Origin of the sequence: Pedobacter aquatilis, assembly GCF_030409415.1 — a bacterium.
Lineage (GTDB): Bacteria > Bacteroidota > Bacteroidia > Sphingobacteriales > Sphingobacteriaceae > Pedobacter > Pedobacter aquatilis.
In genome coordinates, this window is record NZ_JAUFPW010000008.1 from 201,413 (window position 1) to 217,946 (window position 16,534).

At 34.0% G+C, this 16,534-nt stretch carries 14 protein-coding genes; 5 read left to right on the plus strand and 9 right to left on the minus strand.

The features are described from left to right. Positions 1 to 116: 116 nt before the first annotated feature. Positions 117 to 299, plus strand: coding sequence for a hypothetical protein (locus tag QWY86_RS01995; protein WP_290238143.1), 183 nt, complete (start codon positions 117 to 119; stop codon positions 297 to 299). Positions 300 to 349: 50 nt separating this feature from the next. Here QWY86_RS01995 and QWY86_RS02000 read toward each other — a convergent pair whose 3' ends face one another. From QWY86_RS02000 to proS, 5 genes are all read right to left on the minus strand, one after another. Continuing rightward, positions 350 to 997, minus strand: a complete 648-nt coding sequence (locus QWY86_RS02000) for a response regulator (RefSeq protein ID WP_290238145.1) — start codon at positions 995 to 997, stop codon at positions 350 to 352. A gap of 304 nt (positions 998 to 1,301) precedes the next feature. Continuing rightward, positions 1,302 to 1,916, minus strand: a complete 615-nt coding sequence (locus tag QWY86_RS02005; protein WP_290238147.1) for a Crp/Fnr family transcriptional regulator — start codon at positions 1,914 to 1,916, stop codon at positions 1,302 to 1,304. A gap of 118 nt (positions 1,917 to 2,034) precedes the next feature. Continuing rightward, positions 2,035 to 2,886 (minus strand): TIGR02757 family protein, encoded by an 852-nt coding sequence (locus QWY86_RS02010; protein ID WP_290238150.1) that lies wholly within the window; start codon positions 2,884 to 2,886, stop codon positions 2,035 to 2,037. A gap of 71 nt (positions 2,887 to 2,957) precedes the next feature. Next, positions 2,958 to 4,097 (minus strand): cystathionine gamma-synthase, encoded by a 1,140-nt coding sequence (locus QWY86_RS02015; RefSeq protein ID WP_290238152.1) that lies wholly within the window; start codon positions 4,095 to 4,097, stop codon positions 2,958 to 2,960. Between the two features lie 159 nt (positions 4,098 to 4,256). After that, positions 4,257 to 5,729, minus strand: coding sequence for a proline--tRNA ligase (proS, locus tag QWY86_RS02020; protein ID WP_290238154.1), 1,473 nt, complete (start codon positions 5,727 to 5,729; stop codon positions 4,257 to 4,259). A 184-nt stretch (positions 5,730 to 5,913) separates the two neighbouring features. Between proS and QWY86_RS02025 the strand changes: the two genes are divergently transcribed. Both QWY86_RS02025 and QWY86_RS02030 read left to right on the plus strand, forming a co-directional pair. Then, the gene (locus QWY86_RS02025; protein ID WP_290238156.1) at positions 5,914 to 6,942 is read left to right on the plus strand and encodes a hypothetical protein; all 1,029 of its coding nucleotides are present in this window, start codon (positions 5,914 to 5,916) and stop codon (positions 6,940 to 6,942) included. A 27-nt stretch (positions 6,943 to 6,969) separates the two neighbouring features. Beyond that, positions 6,970 to 8,487 carry an OmpP1/FadL family transporter gene (locus QWY86_RS02030; RefSeq protein WP_290238158.1) on the plus strand — a complete coding sequence of 506 codons (1,518 nt, stop codon included), beginning with the start codon at positions 6,970 to 6,972 and terminating at the stop codon, positions 8,485 to 8,487. Positions 8,488 to 8,533: 46 nt separating this feature from the next. On the opposite strand, the gene QWY86_RS02035 is transcribed toward QWY86_RS02030, so the two are convergent. The 3 genes from QWY86_RS02035 to QWY86_RS02045 form a co-directional block, all read right to left on the minus strand. Then, positions 8,534 to 10,945 carry a hypothetical protein gene (locus tag QWY86_RS02035; protein ID WP_290238159.1) on the minus strand — a complete coding sequence of 804 codons (2,412 nt, stop codon included), beginning with the start codon at positions 10,943 to 10,945 and terminating at the stop codon, positions 8,534 to 8,536. Positions 10,946 to 10,995: 50 nt separating this feature from the next. Then, on the minus strand, positions 10,996 to 12,828 hold the full coding sequence (locus QWY86_RS02040; protein WP_290238161.1) for a UbiD family decarboxylase: 1,833 nt from the start codon (positions 12,826 to 12,828) through the stop codon (positions 10,996 to 10,998). A 93-nt stretch (positions 12,829 to 12,921) separates the two neighbouring features. After that, entirely contained in the window at positions 12,922 to 13,401 is a 480-nt protein-coding gene (locus QWY86_RS02045) for a Dps family protein (RefSeq protein WP_290238163.1), read from the minus strand. Between the two features lie 275 nt (positions 13,402 to 13,676). Between QWY86_RS02045 and QWY86_RS02050 the strand changes: the two genes are divergently transcribed. Further along, positions 13,677 to 15,200 carry a LysM peptidoglycan-binding domain-containing protein gene (locus QWY86_RS02050; protein WP_290238165.1) on the plus strand — a complete coding sequence of 508 codons (1,524 nt, stop codon included), beginning with the start codon at positions 13,677 to 13,679 and terminating at the stop codon, positions 15,198 to 15,200. Beyond that, positions 15,193 to 15,834 carry a uridine kinase family protein gene (locus QWY86_RS02055; protein WP_290238193.1) on the plus strand — a complete coding sequence of 214 codons (642 nt, stop codon included), beginning with the start codon at positions 15,193 to 15,195 and terminating at the stop codon, positions 15,832 to 15,834. The genes QWY86_RS02050 and QWY86_RS02055 overlap by 8 nt, the downstream gene beginning before the upstream one ends. A 36-nt stretch (positions 15,835 to 15,870) precedes the next feature. On the opposite strand, the gene QWY86_RS02060 is transcribed toward QWY86_RS02055, so the two are convergent. Further along, positions 15,871 to 16,533, minus strand: coding sequence for a 3-oxoacid CoA-transferase subunit B (locus QWY86_RS02060; RefSeq protein WP_290238166.1), 663 nt, complete (start codon positions 16,531 to 16,533; stop codon positions 15,871 to 15,873). Position 16,534: the final 1 nt, after the last annotated feature.

Here is a 16,534-nt window from a genome sequence, read left to right on the forward strand (position 1 = left end):
AAACTTCATTATTTATCAACAAATAACTAACATTATTAGTTTTTAAATAATGAAAACTTTTACTTCTAAAACGTGTTGTTACTACTGGGGGCAGTTTTAAACTAAAAAAATTTATTATGACAAACGAAAAGAAAACAGACGATAAACATAAATCATCTGGAACATCGAAAGATAAGGCAAGTTTTGACCAAAATGGAAAAGGTGCATCAGATAAATATGGCCAAGCTGGAGATATGCCTAATGAATCGGGAAAAAAAGATGGTGAAGGAACAACCAATAAAGACACAAAAACCAAATAATAAAAAAAGCTGCTTTCTAAGCAGCTTTTTTTATTATAAATTCGTTGATTCTATTTTTCGTATATACTCATCTTTTCAGCAAGCTCTATAATGCTTTTAATTTTAAGCTTTTGAAATAACCTTAATTTATAAGTACTTACTGTACCCATTTGCAAATTAAGTTGGTTAGAAATTTCTAAAACACCAACTCCTTTTGTTAGCAATTCAGCAACTTCTAGTTCTCTTCCGGATAGTTTGGTAAATGGATTATCAGCATCATTACCTAAAATGCTATTAAACATATTTTCCTTAACATTTCTACTAGAATAGCGACTGCCAGCTAAAATTGTAGTAATTGCTGTAACAATTTCAGACTCATCTGCATTCTTTGTTAAATAACCAGATGCACCAGCCTTTAAATAAGGTACAGCATAAATATTTTCGTTTAGAGATGAAAACACTAAAATTTTAGCGTTTGGCTGGATCGTTTTAATTTGCTCAATTACTTTTAAGTTATTACCACCCGGCAAATTTACATCGATAATTATTAGGCTTGGAGATCTCTCAATCTCTACAAGTGCTTGCTCCATAGTTGAAGCTGTCAGTATTTGAACTCCCGTCCAAAAATCTGATATGAGGTTCTTCAAACCACGACGAATAATTTCGTGGTCATCGGCAATAAGTACTGAGAGGGTACTTACAGTATTTTTCGTTTTCATTGTTTGGTGTATTGGGATGATTTAGTTACTTTTTTTTTAAATGATAGAGATAGAATTTTAATAGGAGAATAGACTTTTTAATTGTTCGGTTTGTATTTATAAATGTACATATTTAATTGTTTATGTGAAAGAATTTATTACGTCAATCATTTGTTAATGCGATTAGAAAACAACAAAAACAATTTGATTTTTGTCAAAAAAACGACAATTATTTCAAAAATTTGATAGTTGAGTAATTTTAAGTACAATTTCACAGGTAAATACCAATAAAAAAAAATACAAATTGACAGATAATCAAACAAAATTAAATTTTTGATCGAATTCGGCTTAAGGTTTCCAATCTGATTGCTAAAAAAGATGCAATGTATTTTAAAGAAACTCTGTTAATCAAGCCTGGAAAAGTTATTAAAAATCTTTTATATCTTTTTTCTGCAGATGATATTCTACATAAATAAGCTCTTTCTTCGGCAGAACGATAATATAATTCCATCATTTTTCTTCCTACAATGTTAGCTTCAGTATAGTGTTCATATAAATATTCAGAAAGTGAATGCGGTATCGCAATTAATTCAACGTCTTCTAAAGCTTGTAAATATTCTTCTGATTCCTCTGTAAGCCAAAGATTCCTAATTGTACCAACCACCTCATTTTCTTTCGAAATCCATGTTGTTATTTCATTTCTCTCATCCCTTATAAAGCCTCTAACCACGCCTTTTACGATTAAAAAAAGATGATCATTTTTATCAACAGGGGAAATTATAAATTTATTTTTTTTAAAGAATACGGGGAATGTAGACTGATTAATCCGCTCTTCGATATCTGGATTAAGCGGATGGATTTTTTTGAAAATACCCACTAGTGGTGAGATATTGTTGTATTTTCTCCACCTATCTTTTTCAGATAAATCGACAGTAAACATAGATTATTTAGGGAATTAAAAATTCAGTTTTATCAAGAGTAAAACGATTATGTAATAATAGTAAGTTTGACGCTAATAATGAAGTTTATTTTTAGATATTAACTAACAGATCATCGTTTTACAAAATTTTTTCAACCCCAAGGCCAAATAAACCAAAATCATACTTAACTGGGTCTGCCACATCAAATGATTTTAAATTGTTGGTTAGCTCCAAAGCAGTAAGCCAATCGGTCTGTTTACGGTGAATTAAGTTTAAGTAGCGCCCTACCCTATCTACGTGAACATCGCAAGGACAAATCAAATCCTTAGGTTTTAAAATTTCCCATATACCAAAATCAACGCCACTGTTATCTTTCCTCACCATCCATCTTAAAAACATATTTAATCTTTTGCAAGTCGATTTTTGTAATGGAGAAGAAATATGCTTTTTGGTTCTATGTGGAAAATCTTCAAGAGCGAAAAAATAATTTCTGAAATGATCTAAAGATTGTTCAATAGTAAAACTCAACTCAGGGATTAAGCAACTTCCTGATGATAGTTCTACATTATTTGACAAAGAATCTGATGACAAGAATTCATCAAGAAATACATTTTGCCTTGGAACAAATGCCATTTCAAGACTTTCATATTTATCGTAATGAAATTTAAAGAAAGAAATAAAATATAGCAAATCAGTATCGTTAAAAGTTCTATGCTTAAAATTTAGCAAGCGCTTTAAATCGTTATCGTTATGATTCAGAACGAAATCATGCGGAGCAAAATCCATCCTATATAAAAGTTCTTTACACTTATTAATTATGGTTTTTCGTTGTCCCCAAGCTAAAATTGCAGCAAAAAAACCGGCAATTTCAATATCTTGCTTTTTAACAAATAAGTGTGGGATGCAAATGGGATCGTTTTCAATAAAATCTGGACGATTGTATTGCTCTACCTTAGCATCTAGAAAATTTTTTAATTCTAAAAAATCCATTTCAATTGTTAAAAAAAATCCAGTAATCGAATTGTAAAAACGATTACCGGATTTCAAAAGTAATATTACTCTTATTTTAAAGCGTTTTCTAAATCTTCAAGTAAATCGTCTATATCTTCTACACCAACACTTAAGCGCAATAAATTATCCGTTACACCAACTTTCTCACGTTCTTCTTTTGGTATAGAACCATGCGTCATTGTTGCCGGATGATTGATTAAAGATTCTACGCCGCCCAAAGATTCTGCTAATGTAAATACTTTAAAGTTTGAAGAAATTCTAAAGGTTTCCTGCAAATCCGCACCTTTTAAAGTAATTGAAATCATTCCACCAAAACCACGCATTTGTTTTTTTGCAACTTCGTAATTTGGATGATCTTCAAACCCCGGCCAATAAATTTTATCAACTTTTGGGTGATTTTTTAAATAATGAGCAATTTTTTCACCGTTTTCGCAATGAGCTTTCATACGGAGATGAAGCGTTTTTATTCCTCTTAAAACTAAAAAAGAATCTTGAGGTCCTGGCGTTGCTCCGCATGCATTATAAATAAACCAAAGGTCTTTATATAATTGTTCGTTGCTGGTAACCAAAGCACCCATAACCACATCAGAGTGGCCACCAATATATTTAGTAACTGAATGCATTACGATATCGGCACCTAAATCGATAGGATTTTGCAAATATGGAGATGCAAAAGTATTATCAACCGTAAGGATAAGATTTTTTTCTTTAGTAATCTTCGCTACGCCTTCAATATCAATAATTTGCATAGTTGGATTTGTAGGTGTTTCTATCCAAACCAACTTTGTTTTATCATTAATGTACGGAAGCATATTTTCGGGCTTGGATAAATCCAAGAAATGAAATTTTATGCCATATTTAGTAAAGATTTTTGTGAAAATTCTATAAGAACCTCCATATAAATCATTACCAGTAATCACCTCATCACCGGGCTGCAATAATTTTAAAACAGCATCTGTAGCACCCATTCCGCTAGAAAAAGCTAAACCATATTTTGCATTTTCTAATGCAGCAAGACAATCTTCTAACGCCTTACGAGTTGGGTTTGTTCCCCTCGAATATTCGTAACCTTTATTATCTCCGGGAGATTTTTGCCAATAGGTAGAGGTTTGATATATTGGTGTCATCACGGCACCAGTTGTTGGATCAGGCTCTTGACCCGCGTGTATAGCTTTTGTTCCGAATTTCATTATTATAGTATCAAGTAATTAGTATCAAGTATTTAGCGTTTAGTATCGAGTAGTTAGCATCAAGTATCAAGACTAAAAGCCATTACAACTAGCCATTAAAATATTAAGTAAGATTAGTCTTATTCGACTCTAAAATCTTAAATCTAAATTCTAAATCGTTTAATATGCTCTTGCAAATAATACGCGTTGTGTTGATGGTTTCCCTGAATAAATGCAGATACCATCTTCTAACTTATTATCTAACGGAATACAACGAATTGTAGCCTTTGTTTCTTCCTTTATTTTTTGTTCTGTTTCTGGAGTACCATCCCAATGTGCTGAAATAAAACCAGCTTTACCATCAAGAAGTGTTTTAAATTCATCATAACTATTAGCTTCGGTTATGTGTTCATCGCGATAAGCCAAAGCTTTATCAAACATTGCTTGTTGTATTTCTTCTAATAATTTAGCAATGTAAATATCCAGACCTTCTTGTGGTACCGTTTGCTTAGTTTTAGTATCTCTGCGAGCAATTTCAACCGTTTTATTTTCTAAATCACGACCGCCAACGGCAACACGAACAGGCACACCCTTCATTTCGTAATCTGCAAATTTAAAGCCTGGGCGTTGTGTATCCCTATCATCGTACTTAACTGAAATACCAAAACCTTTTAAACGCATACTCAATTCATTTACGTAGGCAGTTATCTTGGCCAAATCTTCATCACCTTTATAAATTGGAACAATAACAACTTGAATTGGAGCCAATTTAGGAGGTATTACTAAACCAGAATCATCACTATGTGCCATAATTAACGCACCCATTAATCGTGTTGATACACCCCAAGAAGAAGCCCAAACATAATCCAACTTTCCGTCTTTGCCTGTAAATTTAACGTCGAAAGCTTTTGCAAAATTTTGTCCGAGAAAATGTGAAGTACCTGCCTGAAGCGCTTTTCCATCTTGCATTAATGCTTCAATACAGTATGTATCTAATGCGCCTGCAAATCTTTCATTTGGAGATTTTCTGCCTCTAACTACTGGTACAGCTAACCAATTTTCAACAAAATCAGCATAAATGTGAAGCATGCGTTCAGTTTCTTCAATAGCCTCTTGTGCAGTAGCATGAGCCGTGTGACCCTCTTGCCACAAAAATTCTGCAGTACGTAAAAATAATCTTGTACGCATTTCCCAACGTACAACATTTGCCCATTGATTGATTAAAATCGGCAAATCTCTGTATGATTGAATCCATCCTTTGTAAGTGTTCCAAATAATTGTTTCAGAAGTAGGGCGAACAATTAATTCTTCTTCAAGTTTTGCATTTTCATCAACAACAATATTTCCATTACCATCATTTTTTAACCGATAGTGAGTAACCACAGCACATTCTGTTGCAAAGCCTTCAACATGAGAGGCTTCCTTAGAAAAAAATGACTTTGGAATGAACAAAGGAAAATAGGCATTCTGATGACCAGTATCCTTAAACATTTTATCTAAAACTGCCTGCATTTTTTCCCAAATTGCGTAACCATTTGGTTTAATAACCATACATCCACGCACTGCTGAGTGCTCAGCCAAATCGGCTTTTATAACAATATCATTATACCATTGTGAGTAATCTGCTTCTCTGCTTGTAATTTCTTTGCTCATGTTATGTATTTGGAACGTAAATTGTGTGTTAAATAATGTGTAATTAAGCTACAAATTTATAAATTTATGCCTACAAAACGATTTTTGAAACATAGCATTAATAATTATTGTTAATAAATTAGCTATCAGTTACATGATTAATTTCGTATATTAAGTTTAACACACACAACTAAATATAAACACAATGAAACCAATTAAATTTTTACCCATTGTAATGATAGCAGCCGCTGGGTTGGTTGCTTCATGCTCTACATCAAAATTGGCTCAAAATTCTGCAGTCGAAGATGATGTTTACAACACTGTGGCGAAAGCCCGGGAAGTTGAATACCGTGCACCTGCTCCACAACAGCAGCAACAACAGTATGCTCAAGGTGATCAGGACTATGATGAATATTACGGAACCAGTAATCCTTACTATGATATGGATTACTCATCAAGAATAAACAGATTCCATAATGGCTCTAGCTTTAGAGGCTATTATGACCCTTACTATGATAATTTTGCTTACGGAAATAATTTCGGCTATGGCTCTAGCTATGGTGTAACCAATTTCTTGGGTTATGGTGGCATGGGTTGGAATAACGGTTATGGCCTAGGTGGTTGGGGCGGATACGGCGGCTGGGGCGGTGGTTACGGCTACGGCAGCATCTGGAACAATCCTTACAACTTTGGTAATTTTGGATACAATCCTTACTGGGGATGGAACTCAGGCTGGGGTTGGGGTATGAACTCTTACTATGATCGCTTCGGTTGGGGCGGTGGCTGGTACGGCGGTGGAGGTTGGTTTGGTGTAGGTGGCGGTTACTATGGCGGCGGATGGGGAGGTTCTTACGCAAATGGCAACAGCAGACCAAGACCAAACAGAGATGGTGACAACCGTGGTTCTTATGGTAATGGTGGTTCTAGAACTCCTATTAGCGGTGGCAATTATGGCAGACCAGCTGTTTCTACAAATAACTCTGGCCGTCCGGAAAGATGGTCGAACGGAAACAATGGTTCTACAATAAATAATGGTCAAAATGGTCGTACGAGTACAAGACCATCTCGTGACAATAGCTACAGCAGACCACAAATTCAACAATCACAACCTCAACCTCAAAGCAGACCAGATCGTGGTAGTTACAGTCCTCCACCTTCTTCATCAGGAAGTAGTGGCGGTGGTAGTTCAAGCGGCGGTGGCGGCGGCAGACCAACAAGAGGCGGCGGCAGATAATTATAACACATTCACACAATTTATAAGATGAAACTAAGATCGATTTTTATTGTGGCAGGGATAGTTCTTGCCAGCAATTCTTTATATGCCCAATACACCAGTGATGTGTTACGTTTTTCGCAACCAGAACAAGGAACTACTTCTAGATTTAAAGGTTTAGGTGGTGCACAAACAGCTTTAGGTGGAGACATAAGCTCGCTTTCGGGCAATCCGGCTGGTTTAGGTTTTTTTACAAAATCTGAATTTACTTTTACGCCAGAATTTAATAATTTTAAAGTTGGCTCAGAATATTTGAATAATAATTTATCTGATAAAAAAAGTAAAGCTGGCATCAATCAAGTTGGATTGGTATTCTACTCTCCTACTAATAGATCAAAAGGCTCGAGCTTAAATGATGGATGGGTAAGCGTAAATTTTGGTGTTGGTTACAATAAAACAAATAATTTTAACCAGAATATTACTTATGGCGGTAGAAATACAAAAAGTTCTATGGCCGATTACTTCGCCAATATTGCAGGAAATACAGCTACTACCAATTTAGCTGCTGGTTCGTTAGAAAAAATGGCTTATGATAATTATTTAATTGAATATGACCCAAGTGGCTATTTCCCAACAACAGCGTTGAATAATAATCAGCAAAATATCATTACTCGTTCTGGTTCTCAATCTGAAGTAAATATTGGTATGGCAGGTAATTATGGTAACAAACTATATTTAGGTTTATCATTGGGTTTAACTAACATAAATTATACTTCTGATGTCGCTTATTCAGAAACTGGAAATAATTTAACTTTTGCTGGTCAAGATCCGGTTTTCTTGAATGGAACTTATAGCTTTAATTATAATTCAATTCAACAAACAAAAGGGAATGGTATAAATGCAAAATTAGGCGTAATTTATAAGCCGGTTAACGAATTAAGATTGGGGGTAAGTTTTATAACACCAACCTGGTACAGCTTAACAGATAATTTTTCTGAAAACTTAAATACCAGATACAAAAGAGCAGATGGTACAAATGTTCCTGAGTATACAAATCCATTATCAAATTACAATTCTGAATATAGTTTAAGAACACCATATCGTGTTAATGGCGGTGTGGCTTATATTTTTGGAAACAGTGGTTTAATTACTGCGGATGTGGAATATGTAGATTACAGCAGCATTCACTTTTCATCTAATTTCAATAACGAAACTATAAACACAAACCGCGATATTGCAGCACTATATAAAGGCAATTTCAACTATAGAGGTGGTATCGAATTTAAGCTTGTAGATCAGTTTATGATTAGAGGTGGTTACTCTTATGCTGGTACCCCTTATAAAAATTTAGATTTTACAACTCAGGCCTATAGCGGTGGTTTAGGATATCGTTTTGATAACTATTATTTGGATGTAACTTACAGACACACCAAATGGGATTCAACAAATTCACCTTACACTATTTCTTCAGATTATCCTGATTATAGTTTCACAGGTGCTGGCCCGACTGCAAACCTAAAAAATACTGCCGATAACGTATTTTTAACTTTTGGAGTAAGATTTTAATAGACTAAAACTTGAATTTGAAGGTCTTGATGAAAATCAGGACCTTTTATTTTTTAACAGAAATTAGCTTCTCTCCATAAACAACTCCCCTTTCAGTAACACCTTGAACAATCACCCTAAATTCTCCTGTTAAATCTCCTGTTGTAAAGGTTATTGGAGTTTCGATCTTATCATTTAAAACTGTTTGATAATTCCAATAAATTGTAGAAAAGTTAATAGGTTCATTTTTGTTGTTTATATCCGAAATATAAAATTCTTTAGGTAATTCTATGCTGTTTAATATTAAGAAATTGGATTTACTTTTCTCTTCATCCAAGCAACCAGGATATATTATACTTCGTCCATTCGATGGATAAGTTTTTCCTTTAATAGGCATTGTTCCAGATGAGTGATTATTACAATTTAATATTCCATATTGGCAAACGTAATCTCCACAAGGATTTATGCCGGCACCTAACCTATAACCTATAGAATTATCTCTTGAACTTTTAATTGTTACATCATTCAATTTTATGCCTGATAATGATGTTATACTTTCAGATGCAGATAAAACTGCTGTTTTGCTTAAATTATTAACGAGAGTGAGGTTTTTTAAATGTGATTTGATTTCATCAAATGGTTCATTAATTTTAATATCGTATCTAAGAAAGTTTTTACCACCGATGCTTAACCAGATTTTTCTTTTTGGTTCAGAAATTAAAGCCTGGAAAGGTAAAATGAACTTCCCACTGCTATCCGTATTAATTACGTTAACATTTCCTCCAGTAATCGTATTAATTTCAATTGGCAATTTCAATGGCTTTTTCCCCTTAGTAAAAGCACCCGAATATTGAATTTCAGAAATATTATTTTGATGGTTTTGAACCAAGTTTGTCTGTTCTGGCCATTTATATTTTCGCCAACCTTTAATTAACAAAACATCTTCCAAATAACTCAAATCATTAAATTTTATGCCCGAAAAATTTGGAGGCATTGCTCCCAAACTGTTTTCAAAATAATTATAATCAACTATATTTTTCTTATTGGAAAGATTAACTCTATTCGCCTGAACAACTTCAATAGAAACTAATCCTTTACTTATCGGCTTATCTTTAAATAATAATTTTAAATTTAATTTTACGCTATCTCTGACTGTATAATGTTCTTTTGCCCCATTAATTTCCAGCTGCTCTATCTCATCATAATGAGCAAAGAAAATACGCTCTGCAATTGGCCTATATAAACTATCAAGTAGTGTTACACTATTTAAACCAATCGGAACGGAATCTAGTCTTAACAAAATTCTAGAAGCTTTATTCGAATTTAGATTTAGTTCTGTTGATGAATATAAACGTTCATAATCATGCACAATCAAATGTACTTTTTGAGTTGCATTACCCTCTATAGAAAGCCTAAGCTCATTATTTCCAATGGCAGAAGTAAATTTTATATTAGCGCCATAATTTAAATGATCTGGCAACATATAATTACCCAAAAGCGCATTTTCATTTATAAGTTTAACAACGTATTTCACGTTAACTTTAGGGAGTAAATAAAAGCTACCCATTCCGAAAGAATTAGTGCTAATTGTGTCTAAAATTTTATCATTGGCATAAATAATTGCCTTAGCGCTAATTGCGGCACCTTCAAAATCTTTAATTTCCCATCCAACCTTACTTTCAACACCAGAGACTAGATATCCTCCTTCGGGATAAAAATTAACTTGAAACTGATATCGGTTATTTATTGGAAGTTCGATTTTTTCATAGCGTAAATATTTATCCTTTTTAACGATAACAGAAATTAAATTATTATCCGCAGTAATTTGAGCTGACGGATAATTTATCATTATTTCGCCAATTACACTTGTTATTAACTTTCCTTTTTGAAGGATTTGATTCCCTTTCCCAATTATGTAAGAAACTTCAGCATCAGCTATAAAACGATTATCGCTTGTGAGTGCTTTTAATAAAACTGTTCCATTACCTGTTTTCTCATCATTAATTTTGAAAACTGATAAATTGGCGGTTAGTGGATTTATTCTGGATGATTTAATGACTATCGGTTGAATAAATTCAGCATCTGGCTTTCCATTTAATTTGATATTTGTATTTGCAACAAATTTATAACTCCCGCTTTGAATGGAATCTGGCAAGTTAAAACCTCCGTAAGCAAAGCCTTTATCAATTAAAAACTTTTGTTGTAATACTACCGAGCTATCAGCATCGCTAACTAAGGATAAATATAGTGTATTGTAGCTATCTAAATTGGTGATGCTTTTAAGTAGATAACCAGTGAACCAAACCTGGTCGTTATTGGTGTATACATTTTTATCGAAGTGAACGAATAGTGTTGAGGATTTATGTTGTAATGAATATTGTTCCAGAACATTTGCAATACTATCTGTTTTATTTACCTGAGCTTTTAATACTATTGATGATAAAATAAGTACGAGAACGGCAATTAATTTTCTAAGCATAAAAACTATGTTTCTGCTTAAAAATGAATATATTATTTCAAAACTTCAAATTAAATTATGCCATACAATGCCCCACCTTGTTGTCCCATTTGATTAATTTTATCTTCAACTGATGCATCCTTAATCAATTCTGGGGCGTGGTGTGGTTTTTTGCGGGCATCAATAATCATCGGGCCCTTACAACCCCAATGCTTATCGATTGTAAAATCATTAATACCGTAAATATCAGCCGCCGGATTGCTTCTTGTAAATGCTATCCAAACCATATTGTTTATATTCTTAGCTGTAAATTCAGAATCATCACACAGTATAATAAGCGGTAAGCCTGATAAATCCTGATCCATTAAAGCCATGTTTAGCGTAGCAATTTCGGTAGCAGTTTTTTCAAGATTTTGATATAAATCTGCCTGCAAAGTTAAAACACCAGCCATCGCAATTTTTGGATTTGAAAAACCTTCAGCAAGTGTTAACTCCGGAAACTCATTCCAAAGTGTTCGCTTTTTATCGCCTGCAGCTGCTATAACTACTTTCGAACCGATATTTAATCCTGCGCCACTATAATCTAGAGTATCAATAGTGGTATTTGTATAGAAATGAAGGTCGGTTTTTAAATCGATACGCTCTAAAATATGCTGAATAAATTCTTCGATATGATGTGTACTCAAAGCCTCATTATCTTCTCTGGCTGCAATGAATAGATATTTAGCCAGACTTAATTGATTTTTGCCCAAGATATGATTGGCTATCGTTAAAATCTCCTGAGGTTTTCTTTCCTTTAAATAAGGTGTATATCTCTCGCTTCCAATTGCGAGAAGTAACGGATGTACGCCTGCAGCATCAACAGCATGAACTTCTTTTAAACCATGAATTTCCTGAGGAATTGCCGAGCCAGTAATTTCATGAATCAAGGCACCAAAACTTGTATCTTCTTGTGGAGGTCGGCCAACAACTGTGAATGACCAAATTGCATCCTTTTTATGATATACATTATGCACTTTCATCAGCGGAAAGGGATGTGTTAAACTATAATAACCTAAATGGTCGCCAAATGGCCCTTCAGGTTTATTTTCGTTTGGATAAACCGTTCCAGTGATAATAAAATCAGCATCAGCAGAAATACAAAAACCTTCATCATCATAAAAATACCTGAATCTCCTTCCGCCTAAAGCACCCGCAAAAGTCATTTCTGATAAACCTTCTGGTAATGGCATAACTGCCGCAAGCGGATGAGATGGTGGCCCGCCAACAAAAATACTAACCTTAAGCTGCAAGCCTAGAGCATTTGCTTTTGATTGATGCACACCGATACCACGATGAATTTGGTAATGCAAACCGATTTCTTTGTTTTGAATATAATCGTTACCACCAAGTTGAATGCGATACATTCCGAGATTTGCATTTAAGACACCAGGTTTATCAACATCCTCGGTATAAACTTGTGGCATGGTAACAAACGGACCACCATCCATTGGCCAGTTAACAATTTGAGGTAATTTGCTAATATCCGTTTTTAAGAAATTACGTTTTGCCGAGGGCGTTTTTAATGGCAAAGCAGAAAGTGCTGTAAATGCAGTTCCCGCATATTTGAATGGTTTTTTAAGCGCTTTCATTGGGTCTGAACGTAATCCAACCAATTGCTGCACTTTAGGTAAAGTATCTCTGAAAATAAATTTCGAGCGCTCTAACGTCCCAAATAAATTTGAAACAGCCGGAAAAGGACTTCCCTTAACCTTTTCAAACAGAATAGCTGGTCCACCGTTTTCGTACACACGTAAGTGAATGGCAGCCATTTCCAAATAAGGATCTACTTCATCTCTTATACGTAATAAATGTCCATGCTTTTCGAGGTCGGAAATACATTCTGCTAAACTTTTATATGCCATGCCCAAAGATATATGCTGCAAAACAAAAAAGCCACAGATTAGCAGATTTTATATATAATCTGCTAATCTATGGCTTTTTAAAAACAAATGATTTTATTTCTTCCCTGCGAACGAGCGTAACATCCAGGTATTTTTTTCTTTAAATTGCATAAAGCGATTAACCATATCGTTCGAGCCATCATCACCCGCCTTATCTGTTTCTTCTAATAACTGGCGTTCAATATCAATTAAAGTAGCCATATCTTGCAAAACTTCGTCAACCATATCCAAATCCTTCATCCCGATAGTATTAACTTCTTTTATTTGAGATTCCTTAATATAATCAGCAAAGCGACTATGTGGTGGTTTACCTAATGTTAAAACACGTTCTGCAATTTCATCAATAGTTAATTGCGCATTGGTATAAAGTTCCTCAAATTTTACATGAAGTGTAAAAAAGTTTTGCCCTTTAATATTCCAATGGCAACCCCTTAACTTTTGATAGTGTATATGGTAGTTTGCCAGATACTCATTTAGCATATCAACCACAGGTTTTACTTCCTTTTCGTTTAAGCTTATTTCTTTAGCGTCCATTTTTTAATTTATTTTTAATATGTGTTTGTAACAATCAAGTAATCTAAAAGTTTCGGATAAAATATAATTTAAACAATACCTTAATTATATGTTCGTTTAATAGTGATGGTTGTGCAAAAAGGGCACGATTTTCATAAAAAAATAATTGATATTCAATGAGGTAAAATCATACAAAATCATATTAGAAATCATAAATAATCACATTTCTTGTTGCGTTGGTTTTATAATATTATTCGTATAATTGCTACCCTTGTAAAAAATTTAGATAAAAATAAATGTATAAAATAGGCTTAACCGCTTTACTTCTGCTTGCATTAAATGCAACAAATGTTAAAGCGAATAATATATTAATCGATTCTATTGGTGTAGAAAATAATAATGGCAAAAAGTTGATTGTTCACCAAACTGCTGCAAAAGATACATACTATTCTATCGGTAGGCGCTATAATATTCCACCAAAAGAAATTATGGCCTTTAATGATAATAAATACCTTCAAATAGGTGTAATTATTAAAGTACCTACAAATATTCCATTTACAAATTCCACTGTTTCAAGCACAGCTGAAACTACTTCAAAAAATGTTAGCGAACATGTTGTTGTTGCAAAAGATAACTTGAATATGCTTGCGGAAAAATATGGCACCACAATTAATGAGTTAAAATCGATTAATAATCTTTCTACCATAAACTTAAGAATTGGTCAGGTTTTAAAAATTCCGGTTAAGAATGGTGAAACTCCTGCACCGGTAAACAATACTTCGGTTGCAAAAAAAGAAACATCGGCTACACCACCTGAGCAAGTAAATACGACAGCAGAAACTTTAATAGAACATGAAGTTAAGCCAAAAGAGTTTTTGGGCAAGATTGCTGAAAAATACGGAACCACCGTTGAAGATATTAGGAAAGCAAACAATCTATCTGGCAATAATTTACGAATCGGGCAAAAATTAAAAATTCCGGCCACTAAAAATATTGATGAAAACAAGGTTGTAACAACAGCTGAAACCTCAACCGCTCAAACTACTCCAGCTACCAAGGATGCCGTTGGTACACATACCGTTAAGCAAGGCGAAAGCATTTTCAACATCGCTAAACAATATAGTATAACTGCTTATCAAATACGTAAAACCAATAATCTTGAAGACAATAATTTATCAACTGGTCAGGTTTTAAAAATACCATCTGATATTGTCACGGAAATTCCTCCGGTAAAGGAAAAAACTACACCTGCAATTGTTAAAGAAACGCCTAATGAAGAAAGTTTTATTTACAATGTTGGTAGTGGAGAAACCATTTTTTCAATTGCTAAAAAATTCAGTCTCACTGCTTATCAAATTAGAACAGCAAATAAGTTAAGTGATAATGCGGTTACCGTTGGGCAGAAATTGTTAATACCTAAAGCGCCTGAACCTAAATCGGTTGCAGAATTGGCAAAGCAAGAACAAGAAAGCAATCCAGATAGCACTTCATTTAAAGACCCAAAACTTCGTGGTGCACCAAGCAGGTACGGCTTAAGTCAGATAGATGAAAAAGGTGCTGCCGTTTCCATATCAGACCCGGATTTAGATGCGAGTAAAATGCTTGTATTACATCGTACAGCACCAATTGGAACGATTATTAAATTAACAAATCCAATGACCAACCGTACGGCATTGGCCAAGGTTGTTGGTAAATTTACCGAGAACGAATCGACAAAAGATGTTATAATTGTAATGACTAAAGCTGTGGCAGACTCTTTAGGCGCTTTAGATAAACGATTTTTCTGCAATTTAACGTACGGTGTGCATGAGCTTGAATAAAAAACCATTTATAATTGGTATTGCCGGAGGAAGCGGTTCCGGAAAAACTTTTTTTTTAAACTGTTTTCTTCATCATTTTAAACAGGATGAAGTTACTTTAGTTTCTCAAGATGATTATTACATCCCCGCTGGAGAAATGACCCAGGAAGAGAACAAACTTTACAATTTCGATTTACCCTCAACTATTGATAGTGAACAATTTTTAAGAGATATTAAGCAATTAATGAATGGTGAAGTTGTTTACAAGAAAGAATATAACTTTAATAACCCCTTAGCTGTTGTAAAAATTCTTGAAATAAAATCAGCTCCAATTATTATTGTTGAGGGCTTGTTTATTTTACATTTTAAAGAAATTGCAGCATTATTAGATCATACAATTTTTATTGATGCTGATGAGCAAGTTGCATTGGATAGACGTATTAAACGTGATGGTTTGGAACGTGGTTACCCGGAAGATGATGTTTTATACAAATGGCATAATCACGTTTTGCCAGCTTATAAAGAATATTTATTGCCATATAAAGGAATTTGCAATAAAATAGTAATTAACAATATGGATGAACCTGAAGAAATTATCGCGATTACTGAAGAAATATCTGTCGATTTAAGAAACAGTATCTTAATTGATAATTAACACAAAGGCCCTGATAAATTCAGGGCCTTTATTATTTTAATTCAAACTCATTTCAGGAATTTCTCCTTCTACTACCAACCTACCGAGTGTAGATTGTTTAATAAAATCTATACCAACACCAGGTGCTCGTTCCAAAAGTTTAAAACCTCCTTCAGGTAAAATATCTAAAACAGCTAACTCTGTAACCACTTTTTTAATGCATTTTACGCCTGTTAACGGCAAAGTACATTTCGGTAAAAGTTTACTTTCTCCTGCCTTGTTTATATGCTGCATGGCAACAATTATATTTTTTGCTGATGCTACCAAATCCATTGCGCCCCCCATTCCTTTAACCATTTTGCCAGGAATTTTCCAGTTGGCAATGTCACCATTTTCTGAAACTTCCATTGCACCTAAAATAGTTAAATCAACTTTTTGTGCTCTTATCATTCCAAAACTCATAGCAGAATCAAATATTGAAGAACCTGGCAAAGTGGTAATGGTTTGTTTCCCTGCGTTTATTAAATCTGCATCTTCTTCTCCCTCAAAAGGAAATGGTCCCATTCCCAGCAATCCATTTTCTGATTGAAGAACAATATTTATATTCTTTGGGATATAGTTTGCAACCAGCGTCGGAATTCCTATACCTAGATTAACATAATACCCGTCTTTTATTTCTTTAGCAATACGCTGTGCGATTTCTTCTTTAGATAAATTCATT

Excerpts from the sequence above, each read along its gene's own strand:
- QWY86_RS01995 (WP_290238143.1), top strand. The coding sequence starts at position 117 with ATGACAAACGAAAAGAAAACAGACGATAAACATAAATCATCTGGAACA.
- QWY86_RS02000 (WP_290238145.1), bottom strand. The coding sequence starts at position 997 with ATGAAAACGAAAAATACTGTAAGTACCCTCTCAGTACTTATTGCCGAT.
- QWY86_RS02005 (WP_290238147.1), bottom strand. The coding sequence starts at position 1,916 with ATGTTTACTGTCGATTTATCTGAAAAAGATAGGTGGAGAAAATACAAC.
- QWY86_RS02010 (WP_290238150.1), bottom strand. The coding sequence starts at position 2,886 with ATGGATTTTTTAGAATTAAAAAATTTTCTAGATGCTAAGGTAGAGCAA.
- QWY86_RS02015 (WP_290238152.1), bottom strand. The coding sequence starts at position 4,097 with ATGAAATTCGGAACAAAAGCTATACACGCGGGTCAAGAGCCTGATCCA.
- proS (WP_290238154.1), bottom strand. The coding sequence starts at position 5,729 with ATGAGCAAAGAAATTACAAGCAGAGAAGCAGATTACTCACAATGGTAT.
- QWY86_RS02025 (WP_290238156.1), top strand. The coding sequence starts at position 5,914 with ATGAAACCAATTAAATTTTTACCCATTGTAATGATAGCAGCCGCTGGG.
- QWY86_RS02030 (WP_290238158.1), top strand. The coding sequence starts at position 6,970 with ATGAAACTAAGATCGATTTTTATTGTGGCAGGGATAGTTCTTGCCAGC.
- QWY86_RS02035 (WP_290238159.1), bottom strand. The coding sequence starts at position 10,945 with ATGCTTAGAAAATTAATTGCCGTTCTCGTACTTATTTTATCATCAATA.
- QWY86_RS02040 (WP_290238161.1), bottom strand. The coding sequence starts at position 12,828 with ATGGCATATAAAAGTTTAGCAGAATGTATTTCCGACCTCGAAAAGCAT.
- QWY86_RS02045 (WP_290238163.1), bottom strand. The coding sequence starts at position 13,401 with ATGGACGCTAAAGAAATAAGCTTAAACGAAAAGGAAGTAAAACCTGTG.
- QWY86_RS02050 (WP_290238165.1), top strand. The coding sequence starts at position 13,677 with ATGTATAAAATAGGCTTAACCGCTTTACTTCTGCTTGCATTAAATGCA.
- QWY86_RS02060 (WP_290238166.1), bottom strand. The coding sequence starts at position 16,533 with ATGAATTTATCTAAAGAAGAAATCGCACAGCGTATTGCTAAAGAAATA.